Genomic DNA, 17601 nt, shown 5'->3' with positions numbered 1-17601 from the left:
GTCAGTCAGTCCGCCTTCGCGTCGTACGGCCGCGCAGCCGCCGCAGCAGAACCAGCAGGAGAATGACGGCGCTGATCGCGGTCACGGCCACGATCCCGCCGCGTACCGACCACCGGTGCACGGCGAGCATGCCCTGGGTCACCAGCATGTTGACGACGACCGCGCCCGCAACCGCGGCGACGGTCCGGCCGAAGGGTTCCAGCCCGCGCAGCGCGGCGGCGATCGCCGCGGCCGGTGCGGCGAGCAGGAAGAACAGCGTGAACGGGCCGCGCAGCGGCGAGCCCGAGTCGACCAGCGCGACCACCGCGCCGAATCCCCCCACCGCCGTGGCGGCGCCCGCGAGCAGCGGCGTCAGGTCCCTCCCCGGTCCTGGCCGCGCACGCTCGGTGTCCTGAGCCTCGGCTCTGGATGAAGCTGTCTTGATACGTAAGGTCTGCATTGGCGACTTTGCCCCCCGAAGCGCCGGATGCCGGGCTTCAATGTGGCTCAGCTCCGTGGGGGCCGTCAAGACGTACCCCGGAGACGGCGGGCGTCTCCGGGGAACGGTTTGCTCAGATCGTGCGGTGTGCTGTTACGGGACGAGCTTCAGCAGCCGGTTGGGCGAGCCGCTGCCGGGGCTGGTGACCACGTTGGCGGTGGCGCCGCTCGTCAGGGCCGAGGCGACCGCGGCCGGGGAGGCCGAGGTGTGGCCCGCCAGGTAGACCGCGGCCGCGCCCGCGACGTGCGGGGTGGCCATCGACGTACCGGAGATGGTGTTCGTCGCGGTGTCGCTGGTGTACCAGCCCGCCGTGATCGAGGAGCCGGGCGCGAAGATGTCCAGGACCGAGCCGTAGTTCGAGTAGCTGGCCCGGGCGTCCGAGCTGGTGGTGGCGCCGACCGTGATGGCCTCGGTGACCCGGGCCGGGGAGGTGGACGAGGCGTTGGTGGAGCTGTTTCCGGCCGCGAGGGCGTAGGTCACGCCGCTGGAGATGGAGTTGCGCACGGCCGTGTCCAGAGCGGTGGAGACGCCGCCGCCGAGCGACATGTTGGCGACCGAGGGACCCGAGTGGTTCGCCGTCACCCAGTCGATGCCCGCGACCACGCCCGCCGTGGTGCCCGAGCCGCTGTTGTTCAGCACCCGGACCGCCACGATCTTCGCGCTCTTGGCGACGCCGTAGGTCGAACCCGCGATCGTGGTGGCCACGTGGGTGCCGTGACCGTTGCCGTCGGAGGCGGTGGTGTCGCCGTCGACGGCGTCGTAGCCGTAGGAGGCGCGGCCGCTGATCTGCTGGTGCGTGATGCGGACGCCGGTGTCGATGACGTACACCGTCACGCCGCTGCCCGCGCTGTCCGGGTAGGTGTAGGTGCCGGAGAGCGGAAGCGAGGTCTGGTCGATGCGGTCCAGGCCCCAGGGGGCGCTGGACTGCGTGGCGTCCATCGTGACGCGCTGGTTCTGCTCGACCGAGGCCACCGCCGGGTCGGCGGCGAGTCTCTTGGCCTCGGTCGCGGAGAGGGTGGCGGCATAGCCGTTCAGCGCGGTGCCGAACGTCTTGTTCACCGAGCCGCCGTACTCCTTGATCAGGCTCTTGCCCGCGCTCGAGGCGGCCTTGAGGTCGGCACTCTTCTTGAGCGTGACGATGTAGCTGTCCTTGATCGCCGTGGGGGAACCGGCGGCCAGGACCTTGCCCTCGGCCGGGGCGGCCTGGGCGGGCAGGGACGTGAGTCCGCCGACGAGGGCGGCGGTCGCCAGGCTGGTTATCGCGGCGAACCGGAACTTCTTGCTACGCAGTTGTGCCATTACGAGGGAGTCCTCCTCCTGGCGGCGCGCAGGGGTGGTGCGCGCACATGTGGGGGGTGCGCGCGTCCTCGCACGCACGGCCCGGAACGTCGCGTTCCCGTTCCAGGCCGAGGTAAAGGATCTGTGCTCCAGGCATGAAGAACAAGGGAGTTGACGGTCTGTCAACAAATCTGTCATGAACACGAAATCAGACGCATAGTGAACCCATAGGTTGAGGCCCGTGATGACCGGAAAAGTCTTGGCATGGACACTTCCCGTCAACACGCGTAGTTGGTACGACGGTTATGGCAGTGATCCTGCTATAGGGAGGTTCCATGAGACGTTCCCGACTTTCCGTATACGTCGCCTCGTTCCTTCTCGCCGTCGGCACCGCCCTCACCGGGGCCGCCGCCGCGCAGGCCGACGACACCGCCGCAACCGGCGGCTATGTGGCCCTCGGCGACTCCTACTCCTCCGGCCTCGGCGCGGGCAGCTACGACAGCGCCAGCGGCGACTGCAAGCGCAGCGCGAGGGCGTACCCGTCCCTGTGGGCCGCCGCGAACTCACCCTCGTCGTTCGACTTCACCGCCTGCTCGGGCGCTCGTACGAGTGATGTCACGGCCAGTCAGCTCGGCCCGCTCAGCTCCACCACCGCGCTCGTGTCCATCACGATCGGCGGCAACGACGCAGGCTTCGCCGACATCATGACGACCTGTGTGCTCCAGTCCGACAGCGCCTGCGTCTCACGGATCAACACCGCGAAGGCGTTCGTCGACTCGACGCTGCCCGGCAGGCTCGACACCGTCTACACGGCCATCCGGACCAGGGCCCCGTCCGCCCATGTGGTCGTGCTCGGCTACCCCCGCTTCTACAAGCTGGGCGCGTCCGGGTGCCTCGGCCTGTCCGAGACCAAGCGGAAGGCGCTCAACGACGCGGCCGACTACATCGATGCCGCCACCGAGAAGCGCGCCCTGGACCACGGGTTCACCTTCGGTGACGTGCGGCCCACCTTCACCGGGCACGAGATCTGCTCCGGCAGCTCATGGATGCACGCCGTCAACTGGCTCAACATCCCGGAGTCGTACCACCCGACGGCCGCGGGCCAGTCGGGTGGTTATCTTCCGGTGCTCAGCAGCGTGGCCTGATCCCCTACGAGCTCGGTGACACGGAAGGCGATGGCGAGACCCCGCCCGTCGGGGTCTCCGTCACACAGGTCACCGAGAACGGCACCGAGTTGGACTTCGTCTCCACCGGGTCGCGGACCTCGACGCTGATCTCGTTCTCGAACGTCCCGCTCTCGTCGTACGTCGTCACGAACGCCCTGTCCTGCTTGGTCCGTCCGCCGCCCTCCGGGAACGACAGGGTCTTCCAGCCCTGATCCATGACCTCGCCGTCCTCGGACACCCAGCGATAACTGACCTCGGCCGGCAGCCGGCCCACCGTGAACGTCGCCGTGAAGGACGGTGCCTGGCCGCTCGGCGGCGGACAGGAACCCGAGTACACCGTGTCGGCCCCCGCCAGCGTCACCCGCACCGACTGCGGCGGCGGAGCGGTCGTACGGCTGCTGCTCGGGCTCGGCGTCGGGGTCCGGTCCCCGCCGGTGGTGTTCTCGTCCTCGGTCTGGGAAGTCGTGTTCCCCGTCGGGCCCGTGGGGTTTGCGCCCCCCTCGTTCCCGCCGCCTCCTCCGCGGTTGAGGAGGGCGTACGTCAGCCCCGCCACGGCCAGTGCGACCGCGATGACACCCGCGATCAGGGCCACGGCGGCCCGGCGGTTGCGTTCGGGGCGGACGGGGGCGGTGTCCCGGGCGGAACCGGCCGCAGATGTCGGCCTGGTCGGTCTGGTCGGCCCGGGCGGCGGAACGGGGGACGTCGGGGCGGTCGGCGCCGGGTGGGCCGCGATCGTCGGCGTGTAGGGAGTCGCCCGAACGGTGCCCGCGCGCGGCGTCCCTCCCGCGCCGACGATCCGCAGGTCCTGCTCGGCCTGCCCGGCCGGCAGCCGCTCGGCCGGGTCCTTGCGGAGCAGCCCCTCGATGACGGGGGTGAGCGGACCGGCCCGGCGGGGAGGCGGCAGCTCCTCGTCGACGATCGCGCGCAGGGTGCTGAGCGGGGTGTCCTGGCGGAAGGGGGAATTGCCCTCCACGGCCGCGTAGAGGAGGACCCCGAGCGACCACAGGTCGGACTCCGGGCCGGGCGTGCGGCCCAGCGCCCGCTCCGGGGCGAGGAACTCGGGGGACCCGATGACCTCGCCGGTCATCGTCAGCGCGGAGCTGCCCTCGACCATGGCGATCCCGAAGTCGGTCAGGACGACCCGGCCGTCGTTCGACATCAGCACGTTGGCCGGCTTCACGTCCCGGTGCAGCACCCCGGCCTCGTGCGCGGCCCGCAACGCGGCCAGCACCTCCGCGCCGATGTGCGCGGCGCGCTGCGGGCTCAGCGGGCCCTCGGCGTCCAGGAGCTCGGCCAGCGAGATACCGCGGACCAGCTCCATCACGATCCAGGGTCTGCCGTCCTGCGTCGCCACGTCGTACACCGTCACGACATTGCGGTTGGCGACCCGCGCCGCCGCCCACGCCTCGCGCTCCAGCCGGGCGTACATCCGCTCGACCTCAGGGCCCGGCAGCCCGTGCGGCGCGCGCACCTCCTTGACGGCGACCTCGCGGTGCAGCAGCTCGTCGCGGGCCCGCCACACAGTGCCCATGCCGCCCTCGCCGAGCGGGGACAGGAGGCGGTAGCGGCCCGCGATCAGACGTTCACTGCCAGATTCTTCGGACACGGGCGTCCCCCATTCGCAGCCGTGCGCATTCTTCACAAAAGTAGCTCAGCCGAGTGCGGATGCCGCCCCCTGGAGAACCAATCCGGCCCCGATCAGTACGACGAGTACCGCGGATCCCAGTGGTGCGGTCCTGCGGACGAAGACCGTCAGGGGGTGGGCCGTCCAGCGGGGCTGCTTGTCCAGCACCCGCGTCACACCGGTACCCAGCCTCACGACGGCGAACCCGGCCGCGGTGAGGGTGAGCGCGAGTCCGACGCCGTACGCGACGACGAGCAGCAGCCCGAACCACGCCTTCCCGAGAGCCGCCGCGCCGACGAGCACGACGACCGCGGAGGGACTGGGCACGAGCCCGCCGGCGAAGCCGAGGAGGATCGTGCCGCGGAGGGTGGGGGCGGTGGAGTGGGTGTGGGTGAAGCCGTTGTGGGTGTGGGTGAGCAGGCCGCGGGTGTGAGTGTGACCGGGGGCGTGGTGGTGGTCGTGGTGGTCTGCGTGGGCGTGCGCTCGGACGCGGTCCGGCGCGGGTGCGGGGGCCTCCGTCGCGGTGGGGGTGTGCGCGGCGACCAGGACTGGTTGACGGTCGTGGGCGTGGTCGGTCTCGTGGGTGTGGGTGTGGTCGTGGGGGTGGTCGTCGTGATCGTGCGAGTGTCCGGGCCCGTGCGGATGATCGTGCCCGTGAGAGTGCCCGTGCCCGTGGGGGTGTCCCTGCCTGCGGATGTACCAGGCCCGGCGTACGAGGGTCGCGCCCGCCGCGATCACCAGGGCGCCGCTTGCGATGCCCAGCCAGGTGATCACCGAGGGTGCCGCCGCTGAGCCGGCCGTGACCAGGAGGCCCAGGGCGACCACGCCCAGGGTGTGCGTGACCGTCACCGAGGCGGCCAGGGGCAGGACGTCCTTCATGCGGGCCCGGCCGCCGCGGGCCGCCGCCACCGCGGCCATCAGGGTCTTGCCGTGTCCCGGGGCGAGCGCGTGCATCGCGCCGAGGAAGACCGCGATGACCAGGGCGAGGGCGGCGAAGCCGACGGTGAGGTCCTGGCGGGAGACCAGGCCGTCCAGGGCACGCGTCCAGCGGTCGGCGCCACGCGGCAGGACGGAGGAGGCGGGGGCGTTCCGCTCCGCCTCGGCCAGGGCCGGTCCGCCGGGGCGCACGCGCACGGACGCTGTCCTGGTGTCGGCCGGAGAGGAGAGCAACTCCTCGGGGTACTCGGTCAGTTCGCGGGAGACGGACTCCTTCGGCACGTCCGAGGCGGCGAGTGTCATACGGTCGCCGCGCGCAGTGATCTCCCGCCAGCCGGGGCCGGACTGCGCGCCCGCGCTGCGGAAGCCGAGGGCGACCGAGGCGTCCTCGGGGACCGGCGCCGTCAGCCGGCACTCCACGCGGAGGGTGTCGAGCCCCGCCTGACCGGGCCGCACGCGCGCGTGGCTGCTGTTCAGCGTCAGAGCGACCGTACGGCCGTCCAGGGTGACCTCACTGCCCTGCGCGGCCTTCACGCAGCGCTGCCGGGCCCACTCCGTCATGCCGCCCGACTTCTCGATGTCCGGCTTGGCCTGCGTCGCCGGGATCTCGGCGAGGTCCTCGACGTGGTGGACGCGCAGTTCGCCGGGGGCGGCGACGAGGCCGTCGTAGCGGTTGACGGTGAAGTTGCCGAGGGGGTGCGCGCTCGCGGGAGGGGAGGGGAACAGCGCGAGCGCGCAGGCCGCCGTGAGGACGGCGGCACAGGAGGCGAACAGACGACGAGGGGTCACTTGGCCGCCTCCGGGTCCTTGAGTGCCGTACGGGCTTCGCGGGCGCCCAGTGGTGAGAAGCCGGGGTTCAGCTTCAGCGCTGCCTGGAGGTGCTCGCGGGCGTCCTTCGCGTGGCCCGTGGCGCGCTCGGTGATCCCGCGGTGGTACAGGAACGCGGCGTTGCGGTAGCCGGTGGCCGTGGCCCTGCGGGCGTAGGGGAGGGCTTCCTCGTCCTTGCCGTTGACGTGCAGCGCCCAGGCGAGGGCGTCCGCTGTGTGCACGGTCCGGCGGCGCTCCCACTCGGCGCGGGCGGCGCGCAGGGCGGAGGCCTTGTCGCCGTGGTCGGCGGCCGCGAGGGCGGTGTCGAGGTCGGCGTTGACGCCGTTGGCGCGGGCGAGGGCCGTCCAGGCGTCGACGAGGGCGTACTGGTCGTCGGCCTTGACCTGGTCGCCGGCCGCTTCGTACAGCTCGCCGAGTTCGACGAGCGGGCCGGGGAGGGGGTACCGGGAGACGACGTCCTTCAGGCCCTCGAGTGCACCGGCCCTGTCCCCGCTCGCGGCCTGTGCGCGGGCGCGGCCTTCGAGGGCGGGGACGTAGTTCTCGTCGGCGGCCAGGGCGCGGGCGTAGTGGGTGAGGGCCGTCTCGTAGTCGCCCTGGTTCCAGGCGAGTTGGCCGAGCTGGGTGGCGACGTAGGCGATGTCGCCGGGCGTGACAGCGGAGGAGAGCGCCTGGTTCAGCACGCGCTCGGCCGTGCGGACGTCGCCGTGCAGCTCGCGTACGTACGCGTACCGCGTGAACACCGGGATGCCCGGGCGGCGGTCGTCGGCGGTGTCGGCGGCCTTGGCGGCGTCGGCGTAGCGGCCGAGTTCGACGAGGGCGTCGACGCGGGTGCACAGGGCGCGTTCGCTGTACGGGTTCACCTTCAGGGCCTGGTCGGCGTGGTTCAGGGCGTTCTCGAAGTCGTGCCGGGCCGCGGCGAGGGCGGCGCGGCCGGCGAGGGCCTGGTCGTTGTCGGGTTCGATGGAGAGGGAGCGCTTGAAGGCCTGGTCGGCCTGGGGGTAGCGGGAGGGGTTGCCCTTGGTGCGGGCCTGTTCGACGTAGGCGAGGCCGAGGGTCGACCAGCTGCTGAAGTCCCTTGGCTGGGCGCGGAGGTGAGCCTGGAGGGAGGAGATGCCGGCGTCGAGGTCGCCGCTTGCGAGCAGGGCCGGGGAGACGGCGGCGGATGCGGCTTCGACGTTCTGGCCGGTGTTGTCGCGCAGGGCGCCGAAGGCGATGGAGCCGGCGGTGAGGGCTACGGCCAACAGGGCGGCGCAGCCGGCGAGGTGGAGGGCGTGGCGGCGGCGGGCGGATGCGGCGGCGCGGCGTACGGCGGCGACGCGCTCATCCGTGGTTTCCTCGCCCTCGCCGCCCCTACCCGTCCCGTCCCTGGGGGTTGCCGCCCCCAGACCCCCGCTTCGGCCCTGAACGGGCCTCGTCCTCACATGCCGGACGGGCTGGGACAGTGCGGCCCTCACTCGTCGCACGGCGGCAACGCGGTCGCTGGTCTCCTCGTTCTCCGGTGCGCTGTCGTTCGTACGCGGGGCCATGCCCTCTCCTCGATCGGCGTGCGGCGGCGCGGCCCGCGCCGTGGGGGATGAGTACTTCGCGGGCCGCGCCAGCTGACAGGGGCGGTGATCCCGCCCGTGGGGGAAGGGCTTAGTACGCCCGCTCCCGCATCCGGCGCCACCACGCCAGACCCCCGCCGATCAGCAGGACCCCGATGGCGCCCGCGCCTGCCGACCCGGCGATCAGGGTCATGTTGTCGGTGCTGCCGGAGGCGCCGGCCGGCTGGAGCGCGTCGCCGAGCTGGCTGCGGACGTCGGTCTCGCCGTCCGTGCCCTTGGCGAGCGGGCCGCGGGAACCCTCGGTCGGCAGGGCGACGTACGGGAAGGCCTTCTCGAAGTCCTTGTCGTTCTTGTCGACCGCGTCGCCCAAGTCGTTCTTGGCGCCGAGCAGTTCACCCTCGACGACCTGCAGCGAGGCGTCGATCACGTCATCGGTGAGGCGACGGCCGTTCGGGAAGCCCGCGGTGTCGCCGTCGAGGACGCCGAGCCGCTTGGGTTCGGCGGCCGGCTTGATCGAGGTGTTCAGGCGCAGCATCTCCGACGGTGTCACGTGCGGTGGCTGGTTGAGGTCCTTCACGCCCTTCAGGAAGACGTCCACCAGGTCGTTGCGCGGCTCGTCGGGGGCCGGGATCTTGTAGATCGCCTCGATGAGCTTCGGCAGCTCGGGGTTGGTGACGTTCTTCAGGAACTGGGCGTCGTCCCAGGGCGAGGACGCGTTGAACTTGTCCTTGTCCTTGAGGGGGTTCACCACCTCGTTCACCAGCGGGTTGCCCAGGCGCGAGACCTGCTCGTAGTAGCCCTTGGCGTTCTGGCGCTGCGTCGTCGACCAGATGCCCACGATCGGCTGGTCCGCCGACTCGGCGATCATGTGGGTCGGGACCTGCAGGGCGATGGAGTTGACGTTGTAGCCCTTGAGCGTGTCGTTGCCGACCTCGGAGAGGTTCCCGCCGTAGAGGAGGTCGAAGACCCGCAGATCGAGGAAGAACGGGTCGTCGGCCTGACCGGCGAACGACGTGGTGCCGCCGTGGAGTTCGTGGACGGCCTGGTCGCGCAGCTTGGTGTAGTCCGGCATGGACGCCTTGCCGACGTTCGACGGCGCCACCGGGATGTCGTTGGCGATCTTCGTCTTCGACACCAGCTTCTGCTTCTTCAGCTTGATCAGCTCGATGTCGTACGTCTGCGTGATGTTGAGGTCCTTGTCGTCGAGGCTCTCGACCGGACCCGTGTTGTACAGGAACGTCTTCTTGTTCTTGATGTGCGTGTCGAAGGTGAAGCGGTAGAGCAAGTCGCCCTGAGCGTCACCGTTGTTGTCGATGTGGATGTCGTACTGCGCGTCCTCGGCGAACGTGAAGAAGTTCGGACCGCCGGCCGGCTCCTCGAACGGGATCCAGTTCCCGATGATCGTCGTCGTGTCCGGCTTGTCCGGGCTGACGAACGCGTACACGTCCGTGTTGTCGTACTGCGGCGTCCCCGAGATCAGCGGGGCCTCCCGGTGGCTGGAGGCGGAGGCCGCCCCCGGTGCCAGCGCGGCGACGCCGGCGGCTGCGAGCCCCCCGGCGGCCAGCGCACCACATACGAGGGTCGCGAGGCCCCTGCGTCCCGCACCGCTCCTGGAATTAGGTGTCATGCCGTCCGTCCTCAGTGCCAACTTGCCTGACGAACCCGATTCGGAGCCGTCGCCAGGGTGGATTGGTCGAATCCCAAGCGTTCTTACGGAGGAACTGAAAAGTTGTTTCATCGGCGGGCCACCCGCGTTTTCGGCGCGCTGATCCGTAACCCCATCCGGAGGTGGGTTCGTTGCGAATGCCTCGTGGGACGAGACGGCCGCGCTGCGGTCTGGCCGGAGGGGGAGACGAGTTGGAGGCGGACGAACTGCTGGTGCTCGTGGCGGGCGGTGACCAGAAGGCGTTCGAGGAGCTGTACGGGCTGGTCTCCGGGCCGGTGTACGGGCTCGTACGGCGTGTGGTGCGCGACCCCGCCCAGTCCGAGGAGGTGGCCCAGGAAGTGCTGCTCGAACTGTGGCGGTCCGCAGCGAAGTTCGACCCCGGCCGGGGCAGCGCCCTGTCCTGGGTCCTCACCCTCGCCCACCGCCGCGCCGTCGACCGGGTGCGCAGCGCCCGCGCGGCCGGCGAACGCGAGCGGCGCGAGGCGCTGCGCGCGAACCACCCGGCCTTCGACCACGTCACCGAGGAGGTCGAGGCGGGCCTCGAGCGTGAGTGGGTGCGCCGCTGCCTCGACCGGCTCACCGCCCTGCAGCGCCAGTCCGTCACCCTCGCCTACTACGACGGCTACACGTACCGTGAGGTGGCCGAGCGGCTCTCCCTGCCGCTGGGCACGGTCAAGACCCGGATGCGCGACGGACTCACCCAGCTGCGCAAGTGCCTGGGAGGTGTTGCGTGAGCTTCGCCGACCGACTGCTGCGGCGCGCAGACCTGCACTCCCTCGCCGCCCCTTACGCCCTCGACGCCCTGGAGCCGGCCGAGCGGCTCCGCTTCGAGAAGCACCTCAAGACCTGTGACAGCTGCGCCGCCGAGGTGCGGGCCCTGTCCGAGGACGCCGTCCGCCTCGCCTGGTTGACGGCCGCCCCGCCGCCGGCCGCGATGCGCGACCGGGTCCTGGCCGCCGTACGCACGACCCCGCAGGAGTCCGCCGGGTGGGAGTCGGCACGCGCGCGTGCGCCCCAGCTGCCGCCGCATGTGTGGGGCGCCCAGCCGCCGCCGCGCACCCGTGCGCCCAGGACACGCCCCTTGCTCGTGCCGTTCGCCACCGCCACGGCCGCGGCGGCCCTCGTCGTCGCCTCCCTCTTCGCCGTACAGGCCGACAAGACGCAGGATCAGCTGGATGCCCAGCAGGCCCAGGCAAGTGAGATCGCTAACGTTCTGGCGGCACCCGATGCCCGGGCAGCCGCCGGCGAGGACGCGCAGGGGCGGACGATCGGAGTGGTTGCCTCCGCATCGGAGGGGCGTGCCGTCGTCACTCTGAGCGGCTACGGCGAGCTGCCGAGCGGCCGGGTGCACCAGCTCTGGCTCATGCGCCCCGATGTGCAACCGCGCTCCCTGGGGCTCTTCGACGCCGACACGCCCTTGGTCGCGTCCGGTCTCGACAAGTCCGCGACGTCACTGGCTGTGACCGTCGAGCCTGACGGAGGCTCACCGCAACCCACCAGCCAGCCGGTTGTCCAACTCGCCCTGAAATCGGTTGGATTCGGAGAGTAATCAGAGATGGGTCGTCAACCCCCTTACGGGGAAGGTGAATCCTGTGACCGCGATACACGCGTGCCCCACCGGGGCGATAGGGTTAACCTGCCCGGGCCGGGTGGACTCGTACGGGTGGGGAGTGACATGGATCAGATAACAGTGCGCAGCAGGGCCAGGGTCCCTGCGATCACCTGCGGGAGCAGCGCGACCAGTTCGCGCCTCGACCGCCATCTCTCGGTGCTGGCGGGTCCCGCCGTGCCGCAGACGGAGGCGGCCGAAGCGACCTCGCTGATGCGTGAACTGACCACTCGTGACAAGACGCACGAGCGCAGCGACCGCGGTGCGCGGGTTCGCCGTGTCTCGCTCTTCGCCCCGCTGCGTCGGCTCCGCCGTTCGCTTTTCGGCGGGCGCTGAGTCGCACCGGCGTTCCTGGAGAACGCCTTCGAGGGCCCGCGCTCGACATGCCACGCCGTCCCGACGCCGTACTGCGTTGTCGCCGTCCGTCATCCCCACGGCACGCAGCGGCGCCCCGGCTTGTTACCCGAGCGCGGGCGTAACCCCCACCCCCCACTGAGTTTTCCGGCTTTCTCAGTCTTCCGGCTTCATCGTCACCGCTCGCCGTGTGCGTACCGGCGCACGGCGAGCGGCGCGAACACCACGATCAGTACGGCACACCAGGCGAGCGCCCCGGCGACGGGATGGGCGACCGGCCACGCGGCACCATCCGGTACGGGCGCGTTGCCGAAGAGGTCCCGCAGGGCCGTGGTGACCGCGCTGATCGGATTCCACTCGGCGACGGTGCGCAGCCAGCCCGGCAGACCGTCCGTCGGAATGTACGCGTTGGACAGCAGCGGCAGCATGAAGGTCGCCCCGCCCAGCTGACCGGCGGCCTCCTCGTTACGCGTGAGCAAGCCGAGGAAGATCCCGACCCACGTCGTCGCGAACCGGAACACCAGCAACAGACCCAAGGCGCCCGCCGCTTCGAGCGCGGACCCTTCGATCCGCCAGCCCACCGCGAGCCCGACCAGCAGGAACGGCACCGTCCCGGCGGCCGTCACCACCAGGTCCGCGCCGGCCTGTCCGAGCGGCACGGCCGCCCTGCTCATCGGCAGCGTGCGGAAGCGGTCCGTCACACCCCGGTGCGTGTCCTGGGCGGCCTGGAACATGCCGGTCATAATCCCGTTCGCCGCCGTCGCCACCAGCAGACCGGGCACCAGGAACGAGCGGTACTGCGCGCCGGGCATCGCGAGAGCGCTGCCGAAAACGTAGCCGAAGAACAGCAGCATGGTGATCGGCATCGTCTGGGTCAGGATCAGCAGCCCCGGGTTGTTCCGGACCCGCCGCAACTGCCTGCCCAGCATCGCGCCGCCGTCGTACGCCAACGTGCTCATGCCGCACGCTCCTCGGTCAGTCGCAGGAACACATCGTCGAGCGTCGGTGGTTTGAGACTCGCGTCGAGCAACGGCACGCCCGCGGCGTCCAGTTCGCGCACCAGGCGGGGGAGAGTGAGCGTGACGTCCCGGGTGACCGCGCCGACGGCCCGTCGCTCGTGGTCGAACGACGGCTCGGCGCCCGTGAGTTGATCGAGTACGGCCGCCGCCTTCACCATCACGTCGGCCTCGGTGACGACGACCTCGACTTGCGCGCCGATGACCGCCTTGAACTGGGCCGGCGAACCCGTGTGTGCGACCCGCCCCTGGTTCACCAGGGCGATGTCGTCGGCCAGTTGGTCGGCCTCTTCCAGGTACTGCGTGGTCAGCAGCACGGTGGTGCCGTCTGCGGTCAGCTCCCGTACGGCATCCCAGATCCGGTTGCGGCTGCCCGGGTCGAGGCCGGTGGTGGGCTCGTCCAGGAACAGCACGTCGGGACGGCGGACGAGACTCGCCGCGAGGTCCAGACGCCGCCGCATCCCGCCCGAGTACGTGGACGCCGGCCGGTCCGCCGCCTCGGCCAGCCCGAAGCGCTCCAGGAGCTCGTCGGCCCGCTCGGCCGGACCGCGCACCCGGTGCAGCCGGGCGAACAGCCGCAGGTTCTGGCGGCCGGTGAGGTCGCCGTCGACCGAGGCGTACTGGCCGGTGACGCCGATCCGCCGCCGGACGGCAGCCGGCTCGCGGAGCAGATCGTGCCCGGCGACCCGCGCCGAGCCGGCGTCCGGGCGCAGGAGCGTGGTCAGCAGGCGTACGGCCGTGGTCTTGCCCGCACCGTTGGGCCCGAGGAGCCCGCAGGCGGTGCCCTGCGCCACGGCGAGATCCAGTCCCCGCAGGGCGTGGACATCGCCGAAGCGCTTTTCCAGGCCCTCACTAAGTACAGCGTACGTAGAAGTCATGGGTCGACCATAGCGCACTACGTACGCTGTACGTAACTAGGATGGTGGCCGAGGTGATGATCGATGGCGGGCAAGGCGGCCGAACCCCAAGTGATCTGGGCACGTCCCGAGCGGACCGGGCGGGGCCCCAGGCCCGCGTTCACGCGTGCGGACATCGCGGCCGCGGCCGTGCGGATCGCCGACACCGGCGGGCTGGATGCCGTGTCCATGCGGCATGTCGCGGGCGAGCTGGGCTGCGGGACGATGTCGCTGTACAACTACGTCCCCCGTAAGGAGGACCTGCACGAGCTGATGATCGACGCGGTGGGCGCCGAGCACGAGATCCGCGAGCCCTCGGGCGACTGGCGCGCCGACATGATCCGCAACGCGGAGGAGACCCGCGCGATCATGCACCGGCACACCTGGGTGCCGCGGCTGATGTCAGGGGTGTACGGCTTCAGTCCCAACACCCTGCGCTACCTGGAGCACTGCCTGGCCTGTCTCGAACCGCTCGACGTTCCGTACAGCGTGAAAATGGAGCTGGTCGCGCTGCTCAACGGCGTTGTGACGACGTACACCGCGAACGAGATCGCCACCGCCGAGCGCACCCGTTCCATGCCCTGGTCCGAGGAGGAGGAGAACGCGGTCCGCATCGCCTACCTGGGCAGCCAGGTCGCCACCGGCGCGTATCCGCGCCTCGCCGCGGCCTTCATGGAGGGCAGCGGGCCGATCGATCTGGAGGCGGTGTTCACACGGGCGCTCGAACGGGTGCTGGACGCCTTCGACCCCGACCTGCGTTAGATCAGCGCGAGTTGCCCCTCCGGCCCCTCCTCGTGCCCGTCCAGCACCGACGCCGGCCTGCGGGCCGACTTCGGGACCGGCAGGACTTTGGCCTTGCGGAGGTCGGTTGCCGTGATGGTGGACGTCAAGTCTTCGTGGATCGGCTGGAGTTCCGCCAGCAAGGCCAGGACTGTGATCAGCTCCAGCAGTTCCGACGTCCACGCCTGCGGCCAGGTCACCGGGCGGATCGCCGCCAGGGTGCCCGGCTCGGGCTCCGTGACACGAGCGGTGAACCACTGCTGAAGGACCCTCACGCCGGCCACCTCGAAGTCCCAGGCCTGAGGGGGGACCGGTGAGATGCGGCCCTCGTCCAGCAGCAGGGCTTCCTCGTCGCGGTCGTACTCGAGGGTGAGCGGACGGGAGGGGAGTGGCGCGCGGACGTACGGGCGGCGGCCGCCGGGGAGCTTCGGGCGGTCGCCGTTGCGGCGCATCAGCCACAGGGCGCGGTGGCCCGACTCCACGCCGCGGGACCAGAGTCCGGGGTCGCCGGTGAGGGGGACGGTGAGGTCCGGGCGTACGGCCGTCAGCGTCCAGGCGAGGACGTCCAGCGGCTCCACCGGTCCGTCGAGCCAGTCCCGGAGGTGTTCCAGGAGGCCCGGCGCCAGGTTGGGTTCCGTGCCGCCCGGGCGGCGGTACAGCGGGCGGATGCGGGCCGGGCGGACCAGCGGAAGCAGGGAGGTCGCCAGCAGGGGCGACTCCGGCATCTCCAGGACGAAGACCTGGTGCTCGTCCGCCACCCGCCACAGCTCGGGGCGGGCCGCGTCGATCAGGCGGTGGTCCGGGATCAGCCACTGTTCGTCGAACGGCGCGTGCAGGGCGCGTACCGGCTCCGGGCAGGGGCCCGAGGCCCGGATCAGTTTCTCCGTGCCGGTGGACCGGCCGGGCAGCTGTCCGACCGCGGAATGCAGGGTGCGGGAGCGCGTCGGCTCCAGCAGCGTCTCCCGGTCCGGGCCCTCGGCCTTCACGAACGCGTCCCAGCGGGCCTTCAGGGACGCCGCGTCGGGGCCCGTCGGCCACCCCCGGCCGAGCCGCGGCGGTGCGACGGACCACGGCATGAGGTCCGCCAGCAGCGGAGCGTCGTCGTGCGTCACGCTGGGCATCGTAAAGCCTGGCAACGACAGCCGGGTCAGGTGGCTTCCAACGTCACCGTGAAGGAGAAGCGGTCGCCCCGGTACTGGATGACCGCCGCGTCCAGCACCCGGCCGCCCGTGTCGTACGTCACGCCCGTGTAGTGCAGGATCGGGCTGAGCAGCGGGACTTGGAGCAACCGTGCCGTCTCCGGGTCGGCCAGACGGGCCTCGACCGTGTCCGTGATGCGGCTGATGTCCGCCCCGACGACGTCCCGCAGCACCTTCGTCATCGGCCAGCGGGCCAGGTCCTCCAGGTCGATGCGCGCGGCGAGTTCGGGGCGGACGTAGTTGCGGGCGTGGTTGGTCGGCTCGCCCGTCTTCTCGTCGCTGCGCAGGCGGTGGTACGTCGCCACCTCGTCGACGTCCGGGAAGCACTCGGCGAGTTCGGCCGGGACCGGCGCCTTGCCGTGGTCCAGCAGCTCGGTCGCCATGCCGGACTGCTGGGCCACGATCGCGTCCACCGAGCCGAGCAGCCGCACGGGGGTGCCCCGGCGGACATCCGGCTCGATGAACGTGCCGCGTCTGCGGTGGCGCGTGATCAGGCCCTCGTCCTCCAGCTCCTTCAGCGCCTGCCGCATGGTCAGCACACTCACGCCGTAGTGCCCGGCCAGCTGCTCCTCGGTGGGCAGGCGCAGCGGGTCCTGCGGCCGGCGGCCCAGTATCGAGGCGCGCAGCGACTGCGACACCTGGTACCAGAGCGGCAGCTTGCGGTTCAGGACGATCGAGTCCGGGGCGAAGGAGGTCACGGGCCATCCGTACCGGTCGGGGATCTTCAGTGCAAGGGCCTGTTCTGCCGGGCGTCGGGGCGCAGGCGGGGAACTCAGAACAGGCCCTAGGGGCGGAAGTGCCGCTCCAGGCCCTGCCAGACGTCGTCGTAGCGCTGTTGCAGGTGCTCGGGGCGGCCCGCGTGCGGGGTGAGCGTCACCGGCCACCGCGTCTCGAACATGAACGCAAGGCCGTCGTCGACCTTGTGCGGCTTCAGGTCGGCGGCACTCGCCTTGTCGAACGTCTCCCGGTCCGGGCCGTGCGCCGACATCATGTTGTGCAGCGAGCCACCGCCCGGCACAAAGCCCCCGGGACCCGCGGTCTTCGCGTCGTAGGCGCCCTCGATGAGGCCCATGTACTCGCTCATCACGTTCCGGTGGAAGTACGGCGGCCGGAAGGTGTCCTCGCCCACCAGCCAGCGCGGCGCGAAGACCACGAAGTCGACGCCGGCCAGGCCCGGGGTGTCGGACGGGGATGTCAGCACCGTGAAGATCGACGGGTCGGGATGGTCGTAGGAGATGGTGCCGATCACATTGAAACGGCGCAGGTCATAGACGTACGGCACATGGTTGCCGTGCCAGGCGACCACGTCGAGCGGTGAGTGGTCGTAGGTGGCCGTCCAGAGGTTGCCGCAGAACTTGTTCACCACCTCCACCGGGCCCTCGACGTCCTCGTACGCGGCGACCGGCGCCATGAAGTCCCGGGCGTTCGCGAGGCCGTTGGCGCCGATCGGGCCGAGGTCGGGGAGCTGGAAGGGGGCCCCATAGTTCTCGCACACATAACCGCGCGCAGAGGCATCCAACAGCTCCACACGGAAGCGCACCCCACGTGGAACCAGCGCCACATGTCCCGGCTCCACATGCAGCAGCCCGAACTCCGTGTGCAGCAGTAGCCCGCCGCGCTCCGGCACGATCAGCAGCTCGCCGTCCGCGTCGCTGAAGACGCGGTCCATGGAGGAGTTGGCGTGATACAGGTGCACGGCCATCCCGGCGCGCTGGGTCGCGTCGCCGTTGCCGCCCAGGGTCCACAGGCCGGCGAGGAAGTCGGTCGCGGGCGCGGGCTCGGGCAGGGGGTTCCAGCGCAGACGGTTCGGGTCCGGCACGGACTGAGTGAAGGGGGCCGTACGGATCGCGCCGTTGTCCGTGCGCGTGAACGCCGGGTGGGCGGCCGACGGGCGGATGCGGTACAGCCACGAGCGGCGGTTGTGGTCCCTCGGCTCGGTGAACGCCGAACCGCTCAGCTGCTCGGCGTACAGGCCCAGCGGTGCGCGCTGGGGTGAGTTGCGGCCCTCGGGAAGGGCGCCGGGCACCGCCTCCGAGCTGTGCTCGTTGCCGAAACCGGAGAGGTAGGTCAGCCCTTCCGCGGTCTTCCGCGCGTCCCCGCTCATGATCGCTCCCTTGAGATCTGATTCCTATGCACCACCGTAGGATTGCGGTTTCGTGAGCGCAAGAGATCCGCTGATCCTCCTTGGGAGGTACGACGAGAACCGGACGCCAACCAGACTTCAGGG

The 17601-nt window shown here is 71.0% G+C and carries 16 protein-coding genes; 5 read left to right on the top strand and 11 right to left on the bottom strand.

All coding sequences use genetic code 11. The features are described from left to right. Window position 1: 1 nt before the first annotated feature. Window positions 2-439, bottom strand: coding sequence for a hypothetical protein (locus tag ADL12_RS12325; RefSeq protein WP_244187875.1), 438 nt, complete (start codon window positions 437-439; stop codon window positions 2-4). Window positions 440-571: 132 nt separating this feature from the next. Beyond that, a complete protein-coding gene (locus ADL12_RS12320) occupies window positions 572-1777 on the bottom strand; it encodes a S8 family peptidase (RefSeq protein WP_062701507.1) in 1206 nt (401 codons plus the stop codon). Between the two features lie 314 nt (window positions 1778-2091). Between ADL12_RS12320 and ADL12_RS12315 the strand changes: the two genes are divergently transcribed. Next, window positions 2092-2901, top strand: a complete 810-nt coding sequence (locus ADL12_RS12315) for an SGNH/GDSL hydrolase family protein (RefSeq protein WP_062701504.1) — start codon at window positions 2092-2094, stop codon at window positions 2899-2901. A 4-nt stretch (window positions 2902-2905) separates the two neighbouring features. Here ADL12_RS12315 and ADL12_RS12310 read toward each other — a convergent pair whose 3' ends face one another. From ADL12_RS12310 to ADL12_RS12295, 4 genes are all read right to left on the bottom strand, one after another. Next, window positions 2906-4528, bottom strand: a complete 1623-nt coding sequence (locus ADL12_RS12310) for a serine/threonine-protein kinase (RefSeq protein ID WP_062701502.1) — start codon at window positions 4526-4528, stop codon at window positions 2906-2908. Between the two features lie 45 nt (window positions 4529-4573). Continuing rightward, complete coding sequence (locus tag ADL12_RS12305; RefSeq protein ID WP_062701500.1) at window positions 4574-6271, bottom strand: HoxN/HupN/NixA family nickel/cobalt transporter; 1698 nt, start codon at window positions 6269-6271, stop codon at window positions 4574-4576. After that, on the bottom strand, window positions 6268-7836 hold the full coding sequence (locus tag ADL12_RS12300) for a tetratricopeptide repeat protein (protein ID WP_062701498.1): 1569 nt from the start codon (window positions 7834-7836) through the stop codon (window positions 6268-6270). Before ADL12_RS12300 ends, ADL12_RS12305 begins: the two co-directional genes overlap by 4 nt. Window positions 7837-7945: 109 nt before the next feature. Further along, window positions 7946-9481: a DUF4331 domain-containing protein gene (locus ADL12_RS12295; protein WP_062701490.1), complete on the bottom strand. Its 1536-nt coding sequence runs from the start codon at window positions 9479-9481 to the stop codon at window positions 7946-7948. Window positions 9482-9711: 230 nt separating this feature from the next. Between ADL12_RS12295 and ADL12_RS12290 the strand changes: the two genes are divergently transcribed. The 3 genes from ADL12_RS12290 (at window position 9712) to ADL12_RS12280 (ending at window position 11465) form a co-directional block, all read left to right on the top strand. Beyond that, window positions 9712-10254 (top strand): sigma-70 family RNA polymerase sigma factor, encoded by a 543-nt coding sequence (locus ADL12_RS12290; RefSeq protein ID WP_062701489.1) that lies wholly within the window; start codon window positions 9712-9714, stop codon window positions 10252-10254. After that, entirely contained in the window at window positions 10251-11069 is an 819-nt protein-coding gene (locus tag ADL12_RS12285; protein WP_062701488.1) for an anti-sigma factor, read from the top strand. Before ADL12_RS12290 ends, ADL12_RS12285 begins: the two co-directional genes overlap by 4 nt. Window positions 11070-11195: 126 nt before the next feature. Next, window positions 11196-11465, top strand: coding sequence for a hypothetical protein (locus ADL12_RS12280; protein ID WP_062701605.1), 270 nt, complete (start codon window positions 11196-11198; stop codon window positions 11463-11465). A gap of 194 nt (window positions 11466-11659) precedes the next feature. Here the strand turns inward: ADL12_RS12280 and ADL12_RS12275 are convergent, their stop codons facing one another. Both ADL12_RS12275 and ADL12_RS12270 read right to left on the bottom strand, forming a co-directional pair. Then, window positions 11660-12442 (bottom strand): ABC transporter permease, encoded by a 783-nt coding sequence (locus tag ADL12_RS12275; protein ID WP_062701487.1) that lies wholly within the window; start codon window positions 12440-12442, stop codon window positions 11660-11662. Then, the gene (locus tag ADL12_RS12270; protein WP_062701486.1) at window positions 12439-13377 is read right to left on the bottom strand and encodes an ATP-binding cassette domain-containing protein; all 939 of its coding nucleotides are present in this window, start codon (window positions 13375-13377) and stop codon (window positions 12439-12441) included. The genes ADL12_RS12275 and ADL12_RS12270 overlap by 4 nt, the downstream gene beginning before the upstream one ends. A 63-nt stretch (window positions 13378-13440) precedes the next feature. On the opposite strand from ADL12_RS12270, the gene ADL12_RS12265 reads away from it, so the two are divergent. Then, entirely contained in the window at window positions 13441-14157 is a 717-nt protein-coding gene (locus ADL12_RS12265; RefSeq protein WP_062701485.1) for a TetR/AcrR family transcriptional regulator, read from the top strand. Here ADL12_RS12265 and ADL12_RS12260 read toward each other — a convergent pair. The 3 genes from ADL12_RS12260 to hmgA all read right to left on the bottom strand — a co-directional run bounded on the left by ADL12_RS12260 (window position 14154) and on the right by hmgA (window position 17478). Then, the gene (locus ADL12_RS12260) at window positions 14154-15296 is read right to left on the bottom strand and encodes a type ISP restriction/modification enzyme (RefSeq protein WP_062701484.1); all 1143 of its coding nucleotides are present in this window, start codon (window positions 15294-15296) and stop codon (window positions 14154-14156) included. The genes ADL12_RS12265 and ADL12_RS12260 overlap by 4 nt on opposite strands. A 26-nt stretch (window positions 15297-15322) precedes the next feature. After that, a complete protein-coding gene (locus tag ADL12_RS12255) occupies window positions 15323-16072 on the bottom strand; it encodes a GntR family transcriptional regulator (protein ID WP_062701482.1) in 750 nt (249 codons plus the stop codon). An 86-nt stretch (window positions 16073-16158) separates the two neighbouring features. After that, window positions 16159-17478, bottom strand: a complete 1320-nt coding sequence (hmgA, locus tag ADL12_RS12250; protein WP_062701480.1) for a homogentisate 1,2-dioxygenase — start codon at window positions 17476-17478, stop codon at window positions 16159-16161. Between the last annotated feature and the right edge of the window lie 123 nt (window positions 17479-17601).

The sequence above is a fragment of the Streptomyces regalis genome (assembly GCF_001509475.1).
GTDB lineage: Bacteria > Actinomycetota > Actinomycetes > Streptomycetales > Streptomycetaceae > Streptomyces > Streptomyces regalis.
This window is presented reverse-complemented; position numbering and strand designations above follow the sequence as displayed.